Source organism: Nocardia sp. NPDC050710 (genome assembly GCF_040654375.1).
GTDB lineage: Bacteria > Actinomycetota > Actinomycetes > Mycobacteriales > Mycobacteriaceae > Nocardia.
The window spans coordinates 251,727-267,371 of the sequence record NZ_JBFAHV010000006.1 but is presented as its reverse complement, the minus strand read 5'-3'; the positions used below and the strand labels follow the sequence as shown (position 1 = coordinate 267,371).

Below are 15,645 nucleotides of genomic sequence, written 5' to 3'. Positions count from 1 at the left end.
GTCTCAGACGTCCCAGACCCGACCGAAGGTGGTGACGGTGTCGCCGGAGTCGCTGACCACGGTGACGTAGGGCTGGATGCTGGCTGGTCCGACCACCCCGGTCACCGTGCCGAGCACGTTGACGATGCTGATCTTGCCGGTGGCGCCGCTGATCTTGCCGGACGCGGCCTCGACCTGCTTCACGCCGGGACCGAACCCGACCTCCATCTCGGCGGTGAGCGACGGGATGAGGCTGCCGTTGAAGCCGAGGCTGGACACGCCGGAGTCGACGTTGAAGCCGAACGACGGGGTGCTATAGCTGACCTTGATCTTGCCGCCGAAAGTGGCCGGGTAGCCGACCAGGTAGCCGATCTTGATAGTGCCGGTGAACTCCTCGGCCTTGTCGCCGATGACGGTGAACTCGGCGACGCCGTCGTGGGTCCATTGGCGGGTCAGCGGGTTGCGGTCCAGCGGGGCCAGGCCGCGGACCACGGTGTCGGACAGAATCGCGCTGATGGTGCGCTGTTTGGCGTCGACCACGACCGACGTGCTGTCCACCGCGGCGGACGCGGTGCCCGCGCCGAAGGAGACCGCGACAGCCGCGGCGATGCCGACGACGGCCAGCCGCCCCCGGCGGACCGGCGAGGACGGAGTGCGTGACTTCATTGTTCCCTCATCTCTTTCTGTCGCTACCGGGTTAGGTCCCGGCAGGTTCTCGGGTCCGGTCAGGCCGGTGCGAGGAGTCCGGAATCGGCGGTGCGGTACCGCCGTGGCAGGGCCGCCATGACACCGGCGGCATACAGCTCGGCCCACCGCGCCACCGGTCCGGCCCCTGGCAGTTCCGCCTGCGCGGGCAGGCCGGGGAAGTCCAGGGACGCGAAAACCGGTGACAGCTCGGCGAATACGTCGCGACGCCGCAGCTGGCCGTGGTCGCCGGGCCGGTAGGCGGGGCTCGGCACCAGCCGATCGGGCATCCAGCTGTGGTCGGCGGTGACGAAACCACCGAACCCGGCCCGGTCGACCACCAGCGCGTTGAGTTCGGTGTCGGCGGGATCGGCCAGTTCGGCGTCGATCTCGTCCTCCCCGACCGCCCACCGGGCGCCGCGCAGCTGCTCCGCGGGTGCCCCCGACACGGAGTAGGCGACCGCGCGCGTACCGGCGCACCGGGTCAGCAACGCCCGGTAGGAAGCGGTGTCGGGCAGGAAGTTCTGCAGGTACCGGTACGACCGGTATGGGTCGCAGCGCAGGACTCCGCTGTCGAGCGCCCACAGCGAGTCGAACAGCGTCCAGCCGTGCGTTCCGGTCACCCGGATCGCCTCGCGCAGGAAGTGAGCCTGGGCGGGGATCTCGGGCAGGCAGGTCGAGGAGAACACACCGTCGAACCAGCCGTCGCGGAACGGCAGGGTCAGCTGGACGTCCAGGCAGATCGGGTCCGCCTCCGGCGTCACGAACCGGCTCACCGCGAGCAGGTTGACCAGCTGTCCGTCGACGCAGACCAGCTGGCCGGGCAGCCGCCCGCTCTGTTCGAGGATGTTCTCGAACATCCCGTGCCCGCCGCACAACGACAGCACTCGGTCACCGATCGGCAGGTGCGCCACCTGCAACGCGGTCGCCGCGGCGCGGGGCGAGTAGAAGCGCTGGGCGTAGAAACTGCTGTCCAGCACCGCCTCCGGGTGGCGTGCGGCGCGGGCGCTCGACCGCCAAGCCCGTACACCGGCCACCCGCCGGTGCGCCCAGGCGGCCGCGGGGTCCGGCAGCAGCTGCCGGAGCCTGCGGCGCACGCCCACGTCGCCGAGCACCCCGTAGTCGGCGTCGGCGGCCAGCGCCGCCGATTCCAGCCGCAGGCCCCGGGTGTGCAGGTCGAGGGCGAACTCCGCGTAGTCGGCGTAACCGTCGATCATCAGCCGGTGCACCAAGGGCGCGTGCCTGCGCAGCCAGCGCAGCAGCCCCTCCACGTCACCGCGCCCGAGGTGCTCGATCGCGGCGGCCTGGATCGGCACGTACGGGGCCAAGCCCTCCTCGTGACCGCCGTAGCCCTTGCCCAAGCCGAGCAGCAGCACGCCGCCGACGATGGGGAAATCGAAACTCTCCGACCGCACGAGCCCGAACTCGATCCGGTCGCCGTCACCGATCGCGCCCTCGGCCAGCCGCAACGGCCCGCCGGTGTAGGGGCACACCAGTGCCTCGATCGTCGCGGCCCGCATCACTGTCCCTCCGGTGCGTACACGCTCACCCAGTCCACCTGGACCTCGGTGCGCGCGGGAGTGCCGACCCACGGGCACGGCGGGGCGCCGTCGGTGACCGCCTTGCGGCAGCCGCCCGCCTGGGCCTGGATACCGAGCCACATCGGCACCGACGGAACCCGGTCGCCTTCCTCGGTGGCCCACACGCGGCCGTCGACCGTGTAGCGAATGACGCCCGGTAGCCATTCGACCCCCAGGGTGTGCCATTCGGTGAAGTCGCCGTCGAGGACCTGCTTGGTCTTCTGCGCGCGGCCCTGCCCATCGGCCCAGTGCAGGAAGGCGTCTACATAGCCGCGGTCACCCCCGAAGCTCTCGGCGAAGTCGATCTCCGGTGGCCATACCTCGTTCTGCGGCCACAGCAGCAGGTGGTAGGTGATCTCGTCGGCCGCGTCGGCCCGGACCCGGACCTCCCACTTGCCGTAACGCTGGGCATGCGGCCACATACCGACACCGCCGGTCACCATGCGGCCGAATTCCTGGTAGCCGGCGAGCACGAGCATGCCGTCGCGCACCAGCGCGTGGTTCGGCAGCCAGAAGCTGTCCGGGTCGCCGCCGGGCACCCCGCTGTACCGGCCCCAATCCGCCTGCGCCAGCTCGTTTCCGGTGAACTCATCGATGAACACCTGACGCCAGCCGGGCAGGTCGCCGCGCGGGGCTGCGACACCGGAGGGGCTGCCGGTGTCACCGGCCGAGCCGGTCACCCGGACGAGGACCAGGCCCAGGGTGACCGAGACAGCGATCGAGGCGACCACCGCGAGCCATCGAAGTGCCCGAGGCAGCCGCTTCACGTGAGCACCCCCATCCGGATCGCGGTGGCGCCGAGACCGAGCACGATCGCGGCGAACACCAGCCCGTGCAGTACCGGCCGCGAGGTGAGCAGCCGGTCCGTGCTGCCGGTGCGCGGCACCGACCGCTCCCGCAGCACCGTCGAGCACCCCAGCAGGGCCAGGGCGATGGCAAACATGACCGCGCCGGCGGGGCCGGTCACGAAGTCCCACAGCATCGGGTCAATTCCTTTCTGCGCGTGCCAGCACCATGGCGTGCGGGGTCCGTTCGACGACGTGGTAGCGGCCCTGGGCGACGAGCTGGTCGCCGAAGCCGTAGAGCCAGCCGTGCGGTGCGCCCCACTGCAGTTCGAGCGCCGACTGCTGGCTGGTGCTGAGCAGGATGTAGTCGGCGTCGAAGGCCTCGACGCATTCGACGGTCCACACCGAGCACAGCCCGCCTTCGGGCCAGACGACCGTGGTCAGGCGCGACATCTTCATCACCCCTTCCCCGTTCGACGGCAGCAGGCTGGTGCCGTCGGGCACGCTGTCCAGCAGTGAGCGGGCGGCGGCCACCAGGTCGGCCGGGTTGCGTTCGAAGGCGGTATTGAGTCCGCGGGTGGTGACACCGAGCAGCGCACCCGCCCACACCGCGCCCGCGAGCGCGATTACCGCGGCACCGCGTGGCAGCCTTCGCGGCAGCAGCCGGTAGGCCCGGACCAGGGTGAGCGCGGCCAGTGGCGCCATGATCGGCAGCGCGTAGAAGAAGCAGCGCAGCACGATCTCACCGCCGTAGCTCTGGCCGACCACCAGCGAGAACGGCGCGGCCAGCAGCACACCGACCGCGAGCGCCGCGCGCCTGCGCCGGTACAGCAGCCAGCCGATCCCCGCCAGTACCGCCAGCCCACCGCTCCACGCGATGCGGACCAGCTGCATGTTCTGGTATTGCTCCGCGCCGGAGAAGCGGTCGCCGAGGCCGGTCTGCAGGGAGGCGCCGACCTTGCCGAAGTCGCCGAGGATGACGTGCAGGTGTCCGGTCCAGTAGTCCGGCGCGCCATAGCTCAGCCACGCCAGGAACACGATGCCGACGGCGATCGGCAGTGCCCGCTGCCGGAGCGATCCGACCGCCGCGAGCAGGGTCAGCGAGACGATCGACAGCACCGGCGTGAGCTGGTGGCTGACCACCGTCGCGGCGAGGATGCCGAACAACACCAGTTCCAGCAGCAGTGCCCGGGTGCGCCCGATCGTCGCAGGCAGTCCGGGAACCCGGATGACCATCGCCGAGAGCCGCTGGGCGAGTGAGCCTTCCAGCGGCGGCAGCGGCGCCGATCGCAGCAGCCACAGCAACGTGGCGACGACACTGCAGTGCATCACGAACGCCACCGCCTGTGGCGCGAAGTAGTCCTGCTGGAACCAGTTGCCGCACACGTAGATCGCCATGGCGATCCAGGCCGTGCGCCGGTTGCCGGTGATGAGGGTGGCGATGGTGAACACGGGCAGTGCGGCGAACGCGGTCAGGATCGCAGGCGCCCACAGCAGCAGCGGCGCGGCATCGTCGAGTCCGGCCAGGTGTACCAGGACCGCGGCGGCGTCGAAGAATCCGGACCAGCTGAACCGCGCGTCCAGGCTCGGTGGCAGCCGGTGCGCGGTGCCGATGTAGTCGATGAAGCCGACATGCACGAACCCGGTGCCCACCACCGGGCTGCCGTCGGCGACGCTGACCAATTGATACAGCAGGCACACCAGCACCGCCACCGCGCCCGCGGCGACCGGCTGGTCGAGCCTGCGCCGCCCGACCGCGATACCGAATGCCAGCGCGACCAGGCCGAGCGCGAGGAACAACCGCCAGCCTGCCACGGCGATCAGGCCGTCCGGCCCGGCGGCGTCGAGGTCGATGACCCGTGTCTCCCACCAACCCAGCGCGGCGGCGACGACCAGGGCGATCACGGCGGCGGTGCGCCATCGATCCCAGCCGCGCGGCCGCGGCCTGCGCCCCGGCCACACGGGCGTGCCGCGGCCGGACCGTATGTACCAGGCAGCCGCGGCCACCGTCACCGCGGTCACCGCCGCGGCGACCGGGACCGGCGCCCACCAGCGAAGGGTGACCTGGGCCAGCGAAGTCAGCAGCCACACCGCCCAGGACGCGCTGATGCCGAGCATGATGGTCACCGCCCGGCTGGGCAGACCGAGCAGCGCGAGCAGCGGCAGCCCGGGCGCCGTCGACATCAGGACCAAGGCGAGTGCCAGGCGCACCGGTCCGCCCGCATCGACGGCCGCCGCCCCGGTGGCCGCCAGCGCGGCACCGGCAGCGCCGGTCACGACCCAGCTGGGCAGTACCGGTGTGGACCGGCCCGGCGGGGCGGTGGTGGGTGGTTCGAGGGTCATCGTGGTCACCGGCGCGGTGCCCCGATCCTGCGAGCCCGGCGGACACTGCGCGCGAGATGCACCGGCCCTGCGGCGTATCCGGCCAGTTCGATCCAGGTGAGCGAGGCCGGGTACTCGGCGGTCTTGCCGCAGTTCTTGTCCGACCCCGGGTCCAGCAGCATGCGGACCCCGCCGGGCAGCACCCGCACCGTCTGCGCCAATTCCCGCGGACCGCGGGTGGCGTGACGGACGACATTGGCGCACATCCCGACCCCGTAGTCGTACATCTGCTTGCGCAGCTGGGCGACGGTGGCCCGGTGGTGATGGCGCACGACCGCCGCGGGCTGATAGACCACGGCGTACTCGGCCAGCACTACTCGGCGGAAGATGTCGAGGTCCTCTCCGCCGCGGGCCGGGGCGCCGGTGCCGAGCGCGGTGTCGAAACCGCCGAGGCCGCACAGTGTTTCCCGCCGCAGCGCCATATTGTTGCCGGAGCCGAATTCACTGCCTGCGATGGGGAACGCGGGCCCGCGCCGCCCGCGCACGGCCAGCGGCTCGTGCTCGCGCAACCGGTCGAGCAGCGTGCTGCCCGCACCCGGCTCCCACACCATCGGCCGGTAGCCGCGCTCGAATCCGCTGCTCTGCTCGAACCACAGGTGGACGGGCAAACCGAGGTCGGCGGGCACGACGAGCCCGGTGACACAGGCGATCTCACATGCGGGATCGGCGTCGAAGACCGCCGCGAGCCGTAGCAGCCAGTCGGGTTCGACCTCGACGTCGTCGTCGGTGAAGGCGACGACATCGCCGACCGCGACATCGAGACCGGTGTTGCGGGCCCAGGACACGCCACGGCGCGCCTCGGCGACGATCCGCAGCCGGGGGTCGTCGAAGCCGGCCAGCGCGCGGCGAGTGGCCCCGGAGGCCGGGTCGTTGTCGACGACGATCACTTCGTGCGCGGGGCGGGCCTGTCCGTGCAGGACCGCGCGGACCGCGGTCGGCAGGGTGTCCGCGCGGCCGAGCGTGCACACCACCACCGACACCGTCGTGTTCCCCACCGGCCAGTCCGGCGCCGGATCCCCGGGCTCGGTTCGCTCGGCGTGGAAGCGGCGTGCGGCCGCCAGTACCTGGGCGGGCAGGTCGCCGTCCGGTTCTGGGATCACCTCGATCTGGCCGAACGGACGACCGTCCGCCCGGACCAGTGCGTGGACCCGGTCGGGCACATTGCCCGGCGCGACCACGGACGGCCCGTGCGTGACGTCCACACACCACACCGGCGCCGAAACGGCCTGCGCCGCGACCGGATCCGCGCTGAACTCACCGTCTCGCAGCAGCAGGCCGCGGGCCCAGCCCGTCACGGCCGCGATCAGCCCGAGCACCGTCCACCAGATCCGGGCCGCCGCGGCGCGATCGCCCCGTGCGAAGGCCAGCGCCTGTCCGGCGACCGCCCGCGGGATCGCCACCAGGGCGTGGTCGGCTTCGGCGGACAACGCGCCGGAGGCGCCTTCGAGCCGCATCAGGGTGGCCTTGGACCCACCTTCGGCGAGACAGCGCCGCACCAGGTAGCGGCCCGTGCAACGATCAGCGGCCACGTGATGGTCGACCGCGGCGCCGGGAATCCGCCGGATACCGCCGCCCGGATTCGCCGCACGCAACCGGATCGCCAGGTCGGTCTCCTCGCAGCCACTCGGGGTGGTCCCCCGGCGGCCGAGCACCGAACGGAAGCCGCCGACCGCGACGACCGCGTCCCGGCGCAGCGCCATGTTCGCGCCGATCGGATTGCGGATCTCGGAGCCGAGGGGCGCCATGCCCGCGTAGTCACAGCCCACGGTCCAGTCGAATTCGGGGGGTAGCCAGGCCGGGCGGGTGCCGTCACCGGGCCATACCGGGAGGACCTCACCGCCGACGGCCAGCAGCTCCGGATCGTCGAATGCCGCAGACAGCCCGGCCAGCCATCCCGGGCGGGGCACCGCGTCGTCGTCGACGAACAACACGGCCTCCGCGCCGTCCGCTGCATCGACACCGGTGTTGCGGGCACCGGAAAGTCCTTGCGCATAACGGTTCTCGACGACGAGCACGCCGGGAAAAGCCGCGGTGGCCCGGATCGCCAGCGCTGGATTGTGATCGACCACGAGGATCACCGGCGCCCCGGCCGGGCGAGCCTGGGCGCATACCTCGGTCACACAGGCCGACAGCAGGTCCCATCGCCGCTCGGTGTAGCAGCAGATCACCACCGCCACCGGGCGCTGCCGACCGCTCATGCCTGCGCCTCGCCGGCGCTCGACTCCGGCATGCGCGACGCGCACTGGCACATGACTCGCTCACTCCGCTCGCTCATGCCCGCACCTCGCCGACGCTCGACACCGGCATGCGCGACGCGCACCGGTACACGACTCGCTCACTCCGCTCGCTCACTCGGCGTCCCCGGCGACCGGCGACCGAAGCTCGACCACCGAACAGCCGGGATCGACGCGGCGCGGCGCGAAATGCGTTGCCGCCGGGGACAGCCGGACACTGCGATCCCGGTCGCGCCACTCCTGCACCAGGGTGCGCAGCACCCGCCGACCGTCCCGCCAGGCATGGAGATTGCTCGGTCCGTGCAGCCGGTGCTTCTCGTGGCTGGGCACCTCGCGGATCACCAGCCCCGCGGCGGCGGCACGGCAGGTGATGACGGTCTCGATCTCGAATCCGTCACCCCAGCGCGGATTCCCGTCCTCCGGACGGTGATCGGGCAGGCCGAGCAGCGGGAGCACATCGCGCCAGAAGGCGTTGTAGCCGTAGCACAGATCGGTGAAGTGCATGCCGAAGAGCCGGTTGGTGAGCCGGGTCAGGCCGGTGTTACCCGCGCGGCGCAGCGCGGTGATGTCCACACTGCCGCCGCCAGGGGCGAACCGGGTGCCCTTGGCGAAATCGGCGCCGGCCAGCAGCGTGGCCACGAACGCATCGATCTCACGGGCATCGGCCGAACCGTCGGCGTCGAACATCACGATCACGTCGCCGGTGGCCGCGGCGAACCCGCAGCCCAGCGCATTGCCCTTGCCCCAGCGAGTCTGGCGCAACCGGATCGCGTCCGGTCGCAGTTCGGCGACCACCGCCATCGACCGGTCCGTCGAGCCGCCGTCGACCACGATCACCTCGTAGGCGTCGGGAATCGTCGGCAGCACCTCACGCAGATTGCGTTCCTCGTTGAGGACCGGGATCACCACCGAGATCCGCGGGCCGTCGGGATCTGCCGAGCGGTCGGTCTCGCCCGGCCTCCTGCCGCGGTTGTGCCCGCGGTACCAGTGGCCGTCATTCGCCATCGGATTTCTCTCTCGACTCCGGGTCGGCTCCCTCGCACCGACTCACCAGACAAGTCGGACGCCGGTCCCAGACGGTTCCCGCGAACCGCCCGGCCGGACGTGCCCTGCGTCACCCCAGCCGGTCGGCCGCGAATCCCGTGCCCGCACCGGCCTTCCGGCTGGCCGGGGGCAGTCCGGTGAGCAGGCACGGCAGTCCCGTAACAGGGTTGTCGACCACCTGGGCGACCACCCCGAACACGTCGAGCAGCAGTGCAGGCGTGAGCGTCGCGGCCGGTTCGCCCGCCGCCACGATCCGGCCGTCGCGCACCACGACGACCCGGTCGGCGTAGGTGAGCGCGTGACTCAGATCGTGAATGGCCAGCACGATGGTGGCCTCCAGTTCGCGCAGCAGTTCCAGCAGCGCCAACTGGGCGTGGATGTCGAGATGATTGGTCGGCTCGTCGAGCAGGATGACCGGCGCCTGCTGCGCAAGTGCCCGCGCCAGCAGTACCCGCTGACGCTCGCCGCCGGACAGTTCGGTGAACGGGCGATCGGCGAAGTCATCCACCCCGACCCGGCGCATCGCGGCGAGCACGATCTCGGTGTCGCGGCGGGAATCCGGTTGCAGGTACCGCTTGTGCGGAGACCGGCCCATGGCCACGATCTCCCCCACCGTGAAATCGGCGGTGGCGCCTTGATGCTGGGTGACCACGGCGCGGATACGGGCCATCTGCCTGGCCGGGGTCCGCCACACGTCGTGGCCGTCGATATGCGCGGCACCGGCGCTCGGCCTGCAGGCCCGGTAGATCGTACGCAGCAGGGTGGACTTGCCCGAGCCGTTGGGCCCGACCAGGGCGGTGATCTCGCCCGGCGCTGCGGTGAAGTCGACGCCGTCGATGATCGTCGTCCCGCCGAACTCGACGCGCAGACCGTCGGCCCGCACCGACGCCCCGGTCATACCGCACCCCCGGACCGGCTGCGCTTGAGCAACCACAGAAAGAAGGGACCGCCCAGCGCGGCGGTGAATATGGTCAGCGGGTACTCGTTGGGCACATCGATGGCCCGGGCCGCCAGGTCGATCAGCACCAGGAACGCGGCGCCGAAGAGAGCCGCGGCGGGCAGTAGCCGCCGGTAGTCCGCGCCGGTCACGGTGCGCACCACATGCGGGATCATCAGCCCGACAAACCCCACGCCGCCCGCGATGGCGACCGAGAGCCCGGTCAGTACCGCCACGATGACGATCAGCTGCACCCGCAGCCGGTTCACGTCGATGCCGAGCGCCACAGCGTCGTCGTCGCCCATCGACAGCGCGTTGAGGCCGCGACCCTGCACCATGAGCCAGAACAGGCAGCCCGCGGCCAGGGCGGCGGGCAATGCCAGGGCGCCCAACTCGGCGCCCGCGACGCTGCCCATCATCCAGAACAGGATGCCCCGGATCTCGGCGGGCTCGGACCGCAGCTGGATCAGGCTGGTCGCGGCGGCGGCGACCTGCCCGACCCCGACACCCGCCAATACGATGCGCGGACCGGTGAACTGGCCGTGCTGGTGGGCGAAGAGCAGCACCAGCACCAGCGCGATCATCGCCCCGGCAAAACCGGCCACCGGCACACCGACATTGCGCAGCCACAGCGCCGACGCCGACGACATCACCGCCACGGCGGCCAGTGCCGCACCCGAAGACACACCCAGCACGAACGGATCGGCCAGCGGGTTGCGCACCATCCCCTGCAGGACCGCGCCCGCCACCGCCAGCGACGCGCCGACGACGGCGGCGGCCAGCACCCGTGGCACCCGCAACTGCCACACGATCATGCCGTCGAGCGCGTTCGGAGCGGCGCCGCTGCCCAGCACGTGGTACCGCAGGGTGGTCCACACCTGGCCGAGCGGCACCGTGACCGAACCTGACGAGATCGCGAGCACGCACGCCGCCACCAGTGCCAGCGCACCTGCCGTGAGCACGAATCCGGTACCGAATCGGCCGGATCCGGCCCACCCGGTGCGCTGGCCGTCAGAAGGCGCCGGGGTGGGCGACGCGGGCGATCTTCTCGATCGCATCCGCGTTCGCAGGCCCGAGGTAGATACCATCGGACACCTTCACATAGGTCTTGGTTTTGGACGCGTTCCACTGCGGGTAGGCGGCGAACAGTTTCGCGGCCTCGGCGTCGAGGTCCTCCCCCGGCCGGTAGGCGCCGACCACCAGCACATCCACCCGCGCGGCGGCCAGCTGTTCGGCGCTGAGGTTGCCGGTCAGGTCCCAGCCACCGTCCGGGAAGCTCGGTTCGCCCCCGGCGGCGCGGACCACCGAGTCGTAGATGGTGCCGGAGAACACCGCGGGCAGCCCGTTGGCGTTCATCACGCTCATGTCCGGAAAGGCGATGAGCATCCGCTTCGGTTCTCGGCCCGCCACTTTCGTCCGCACGGCATCGATCCGCCCGCGCAACTGGCCGGTCAGCTCCGTCGCCCGCTCCGGCACTCCGAACACCTTGCCGATCAAGTCGACGAAGGCCAGCGAGGAGTCGGTGGAGCCCGACCGGTAGGTCTGCTGCTCGGCCGGGGTCACGTCCCTCGGTTTGCCGTAGGCGCAGTTCACCGGGTTGACCAGGGTACGGATTCCGGCCTGGTGCAACATCTCTCGGCTGGCGAACCCGTATTTGGGATCGAAGCCGCCCGACCATGTCGAGACGACCAGGTCCGGACGCATCGCCAGCGCCTGCTCGGCGGGCACATCCGCGGCGGCATTGAGCGTGAGGTCCCCCTTCGGCACGGCGGCGACCTGTTCGGCCATGCCGGGGATGTCGGAGATCCCGTAGTACTGGGTGTTGGCCACGATCCGGTCCTGCAGGCCGAGCGAGACGAACGTCTCCACCTCACCAACCGAGGCGCCCTGCAGGATCAGCACCCGCGACGGCGGACGGTCGAAGGTCTGCTGGTAACCGCAATTGTCGACGGTGACCGGGAAACCCGCCACCGGACCCGAGCCCGGTTGCGCCTGGTCACCGGCCGTCGGGGACCCGCAGGCACCGACCAGTCCGGTGCCCGCGGCCAACAGGCCGCACAGCGCCAGCCGGGAAAGGCTTCGTCTCTTCACGCCGCGTACTCGTCCTCTGCGCTCGCCGGACGACGAACCCGATACGGTCCGTCCGCATCAGGTAGTCGGCGGCGAGGCCCCTGCGGTTCCCGTGGTCCCGGTCACACCTGCGCCGCGAGCGCGGCGCAGGTGCCGGTTGCGGCGAGACAGCGCGGCGACGAACCACGCGGTGCCTATGAGCACCGCCAGCACGAGCTGGGCGAACGGTGGGGCCCACAGGGTTTCGGCGCGCACCACACCGGGTTCGGTGAACGTCACCGGGGTGCCGCCGACATTCGTTGGCAGGAACCCTGCCTGGGCGTCGAAGCGCACTCCCGGCCAGACCGCGGGCAGCTCGATAGCGCCGGTGTAGGACGCGCCCGGCAGCAGCACCACCGTCGGCAGCACGGCCGGGTCGGGCAGCACCCGCCGGCTGTAGAGGCCGGTCAGACCCGCCACGACGCGGCCGGTCACCGTCACTGTGCCGGTGTTGACCACGGTGAAGCCCACCCGCGCGGTGCCGGGGCGGAACGGGTTCAGCGATTCCCGGTAGGTGGCGGTGACCGCGGTGATGTCGATCGCGGCCAGCAGCGGTCCCGACACCCGCAACGGCGCGGGCCGCCACCAGTCGACGCCCGACGGCGGCACACCGTCGGGCCGGATACCGGCCGCGCCGAGCGCGAACGGGTAGTCACCCGGAGTCGCGTCGGCGGGCACGGACACCGTCAGCGGCACCCACTGCGAGGCCACCGGCGCGACGGTCACCTCGGGGACGGCAGGCGTGAGAGTCACCCCGGCCGGTGGTGACGGCGACCAGGCGAGGGTGCCGTCACCGCTGGTCACCAGGCCACCGACGTGCAACCGGACCGTGACCGGACGAGCACAGGCGTTGACGATCTCGATCGAACCGTTCGCCTGCTCGCCGGGCGCGAGTTCGCGACGCCCGTCGGCCAGGGCCGGGTCCTGCAGTGCCCAGCACGGGGCCTCGGCCCGCGCCTGCACCGGGCAGGCCGCCAGCCCCCCGAGCACGGACGCGACGGCCAACAGCACACGCCACCGCAGCGGAACCAGCCTCGACCTCATGCCCGACAGCATGGCGGCCGTCCCGGCCGCGCTCAACTCCCCGCCGCCGCATCGACAGTCCTGCCCGAGCCCGTCCGGCACTGCCGGGAACCACCGGGCAATCGCACCCGACCACTCAGGTATGCGGTGCGAAACAGCTCGGGAAGCGATATCGGCACTGGTCGATGCCGAGCAGATGACGGTTCCGGCGCTACGCCTGGCCGAACATCTCGACGCCTGCCCGGCCTGCCGGTCCTGGCACCGGCTCGCCACCCTGCTGCCGGTGCCACCTCAGCCACCGGCCACCGCACCGGAACTGCCCGAACCCACCGGCATCCACACGATCCCGTATTCCGTCCGGGCTCGGCTCACCGGACACGGTGCGGGCGCGAATCTCGTCCGGCTCGCGCTGGTGGTGGAGGCAGTGCTGCTGACGCTCGGGATCGGCTGGCCTGCTTGGACAATCGTGCTCACCTGTTGCGCCACGATCGCCGCGTCGGTTGTCGCGACCCGGTGGCGCCGCCAGGCCCCGGAATCCGGCGCGGACGCGGGCGCGCTGCCGATCGAGCTGCCGCCCGGAGTCGTTCCCGGCCGATCCCGGCTGCGGCTGATCTCGGGCAGCGAGCCGGAACTCCCTCGATGACCGCCACCGAACCCGGCACCGGTCTCCGGGCGCGTGTCAGGCTGCGCGTCGACGGAATGACCTGCGCTGCCTGCGCCGACCGGGTGCGCCGCGCGCTCGAACGGCGCGCAGGTACTCATGCGGAGGTGAACCTTCTCACAGGCATCGCGGAGATCGACGCACCGGTCACGCACCGGGCGGAGGACTTCTGCCACGCCGTCGAGGCCGCCGGATACACCGCGACACCCGCGACGGTGGCTCCGGTCGGTGTCCGGCCACCCGTCCGGCTCGGCGCCCGCGCGGTGACCGCCGCCATGGCCGCCGCGTCGACCCTCGGGATCGCCGCCCTGCCGGAAACCAGCACACTGCTCCCGGTCCCGCTCCGGCCTTGGCTGATCCTGATCCTCGGCGCGACAGCCGTGCTCGGCGCGGCGGCACCGATCCACGCGGCCGCCTGGCGGGCCGCACGCCGCCGCCGGACGACCATGGACACACTGACCAGCCTGGGACTTCTCGGCACCCTCGGTTACGCCACGGCCGTGGTGTGTGCGGGCGTCACAGGGGCCGGGCACCCGGTGGTGGTGGCGGGGGTGACCGCGATCGCGCTGACCGGACGGCATCTCGAACGCCGGGCCGAACAGCGCGCCGCGGTGGCGCATCGTGATCTCACCGAGCGCACGGCCCGGCGGGCGACAGTCCTGCGCGGGACAGAGCCCACCGATATTCCCGCACGCTTGCTGCGGTCCGGTGATCGCCTGCTGATCGGGCCCGGTGACGCGGTCGCCGCCGACGGCCTGGTACTCGAGGGTGCGGGCAGGGTGGATTCGAGCGCACTCACCGGAACGCCGAGCCGGCTCGCGGTCGGCGCCGGTGACGCCGTGACCACGGGCGGTGTCTTGGTCGACGGGACGATCGTCGTCGAAGTAGCCACCGACGTGGGCGCGACATCACGCCAGGGCACCCTGACCTACCGCAGCGACTTCCAGCAGCTCGCGGACCGGGTCGCCGGGATCTTCGTCCCCGCTGTCCTGATCACCGCCGGGATCACCGTGCTGGGTTGGCTGCTAGCCGGCGCACCGTGGCCCGCTGCGGTCGCCCCCGGGCTGGCGGTGCTGCTGGCGGCCTGCCCGTGCGCGCTCGGCCTGGCCACCCCCATCGCCCTGCAGGCAGCCACCGCCCGCGCCGCCCAGCTCGGGGTGCTCCTCGAGGGGCATCGCGTGCTGGAGCGGGCCGATATAGCCGACAGCGGCGCGGTGGTGGTATTCGACAAGACCGGCACCCTCACCGAACGCATACCCGAGACCACCGCGATCGTCACCGGCCCAGGGATGGGACACGCCGACGTCCTGCGGCTCGCCGCCGCCGTGGAAGCGGCCTCGTCGCACCCGATCGCCACCGCCCTCACCACCGGCTGCCGCACCGCGGGGCTCACGCTGCCCCGCGCCGAACAGATTGTCGAGCGCCCGGGCCTCGGCGTGCTGGGCAGCGTGGCCGGGCAGCGGGTGGCGGTCGGCCGGGCGCGCTGGCTGCGCACGCAAGGTTTCACCGTCAGCGGCACGCTCGGGGACGAGCAGCGCTCGCAGGAACAGGACGGGCACAGTGTGGTTTTCGTCGGAGTGGGCGACCGCGCGGTGGCCATCGTCGCCGTCGCGGAACGAATCCGGCCCAGCGCCGCCCCCGCGGTGGCCGCGCTGCGGCGGCTCGGCCTGCGCCCACTGCTGCTCACCGGCGACAACCCCTACAGCGCGCAGGCCGTCGCCGACCGAACCGGCATCGATGACGTCGTCGCCGAGGTGATGCCCGAGGACAAGGCCGAGATCGTCCGCAGGCTGCAGGCGACAGGTCGACAGGTCGTCGTGGTCGGCGACGGCAGCAACGACCGTCCCGCCCTTGCCGCCGCCGACCTCGGCGTCACCCTCGATGACGGAACCGACGAAGCCGCCGCGATCGCCGACCTGGTGGTCCCCGCGCACGATCTCACCCGCATCCCCGCCGCGATCGGCCTCGCCGACGCCACCGTCGCCACCATCCGCACCGGGCTACGCTGGGCGTTGGGCTACAACCTGATCATCGTCCCGCTCGCCGCGGTTGCCCTGTCACCGCTGGTCGCGGCAGCCGCAATGGCCTGCTCGTCGATCTTCCTCGTCACGCACAGCCTGCGGTTGCGCCGGTACCGGCCACCGGATAACAGCTGGCCCTGAGCATCGGATTCGTGACGCGCCGTGCGCGGATCCGCCGCACTCGGCGCATCGGCACCTAGAGTTCG

At 71.8% G+C, this 15,645-nt stretch carries 13 protein-coding genes; 2 read left to right on the top strand and 11 right to left on the bottom strand.

The window, feature by feature from the left end; genetic code table 11:
• Positions 1–3 precede the first annotated feature (3 nt).
• From AB0H61_RS14860 to AB0H61_RS14810, 11 genes are all read right to left on the bottom strand, one after another.
• Positions 4–645: an MspA family porin gene (locus AB0H61_RS14860; RefSeq protein WP_357303810.1), complete on the bottom strand. Its 642-nt coding sequence runs from the start codon at positions 643–645 to the stop codon at positions 4–6.
• 59 nt (positions 646–704) lie between these two features.
• A complete protein-coding gene (locus tag AB0H61_RS14855) occupies positions 705–2,183 on the bottom strand; it encodes a methyltransferase domain-containing protein (protein ID WP_357303808.1) in 1,479 nt (492 codons plus the stop codon).
• Complete coding sequence (locus tag AB0H61_RS14850; RefSeq protein WP_357303805.1) at positions 2,183–3,010, bottom strand: glycoside hydrolase family 16 protein; 828 nt, start codon at positions 3,008–3,010, stop codon at positions 2,183–2,185. Before AB0H61_RS14850 ends, AB0H61_RS14855 begins: the two co-directional genes overlap by 1 nt.
• Positions 3,007–3,225 (bottom strand): hypothetical protein, encoded by a 219-nt coding sequence (locus AB0H61_RS14845; protein ID WP_357303803.1) that lies wholly within the window; start codon positions 3,223–3,225, stop codon positions 3,007–3,009. Before AB0H61_RS14845 ends, AB0H61_RS14850 begins: the two co-directional genes overlap by 4 nt.
• 4 nt (positions 3,226–3,229) lie before the next feature.
• Positions 3,230–5,371 carry a hypothetical protein gene (locus AB0H61_RS14840; RefSeq protein WP_357303800.1) on the bottom strand — a complete coding sequence of 714 codons (2,142 nt, stop codon included), beginning with the start codon at positions 5,369–5,371 and terminating at the stop codon, positions 3,230–3,232.
• A 5-nt stretch (positions 5,372–5,376) separates the two neighbouring features.
• Complete coding sequence (locus tag AB0H61_RS14835) at positions 5,377–7,608, bottom strand: glycosyltransferase (protein ID WP_357303797.1); 2,232 nt, start codon at positions 7,606–7,608, stop codon at positions 5,377–5,379.
• A gap of 150 nt (positions 7,609–7,758) precedes the next feature.
• On the bottom strand, positions 7,759–8,649 hold the full coding sequence (locus AB0H61_RS14830) for a glycosyltransferase family 2 protein (protein WP_357303795.1): 891 nt from the start codon (positions 8,647–8,649) through the stop codon (positions 7,759–7,761).
• A gap of 109 nt (positions 8,650–8,758) precedes the next feature.
• Positions 8,759–9,586, bottom strand: a complete 828-nt coding sequence (locus tag AB0H61_RS14825; protein ID WP_357303792.1) for an ABC transporter ATP-binding protein — start codon at positions 9,584–9,586, stop codon at positions 8,759–8,761.
• On the bottom strand, positions 9,583–10,587 hold the full coding sequence (locus tag AB0H61_RS14820) for an iron ABC transporter permease (RefSeq protein ID WP_357303789.1): 1,005 nt from the start codon (positions 10,585–10,587) through the stop codon (positions 9,583–9,585). Before AB0H61_RS14820 ends, AB0H61_RS14825 begins: the two co-directional genes overlap by 4 nt.
• A gap of 49 nt (positions 10,588–10,636) precedes the next feature.
• The gene (locus AB0H61_RS14815; protein ID WP_357303787.1) at positions 10,637–11,716 is read right to left on the bottom strand and encodes an ABC transporter substrate-binding protein; all 1,080 of its coding nucleotides are present in this window, start codon (positions 11,714–11,716) and stop codon (positions 10,637–10,639) included.
• 57 nt (positions 11,717–11,773) lie between these two features.
• Positions 11,774–12,778 (bottom strand): hypothetical protein, encoded by a 1,005-nt coding sequence (locus AB0H61_RS14810; RefSeq protein WP_357303784.1) that lies wholly within the window; start codon positions 12,776–12,778, stop codon positions 11,774–11,776.
• Between AB0H61_RS14810 and AB0H61_RS14805 the strand changes: the two genes are divergently transcribed.
• On the top strand, positions 12,777–13,400 hold the full coding sequence (locus AB0H61_RS14805) for a zf-HC2 domain-containing protein (RefSeq protein WP_357303781.1): 624 nt from the start codon (positions 12,777–12,779) through the stop codon (positions 13,398–13,400). The genes AB0H61_RS14810 and AB0H61_RS14805 overlap by 2 nt on opposite strands.
• A complete protein-coding gene (locus AB0H61_RS14800; RefSeq protein ID WP_357303778.1) occupies positions 13,397–15,580 on the top strand; it encodes a cation-translocating P-type ATPase in 2,184 nt (727 codons plus the stop codon). The genes AB0H61_RS14805 and AB0H61_RS14800 overlap by 4 nt, the downstream gene beginning before the upstream one ends.
• The last annotated feature ends 65 nt before the right edge of the window (positions 15,581–15,645 follow it).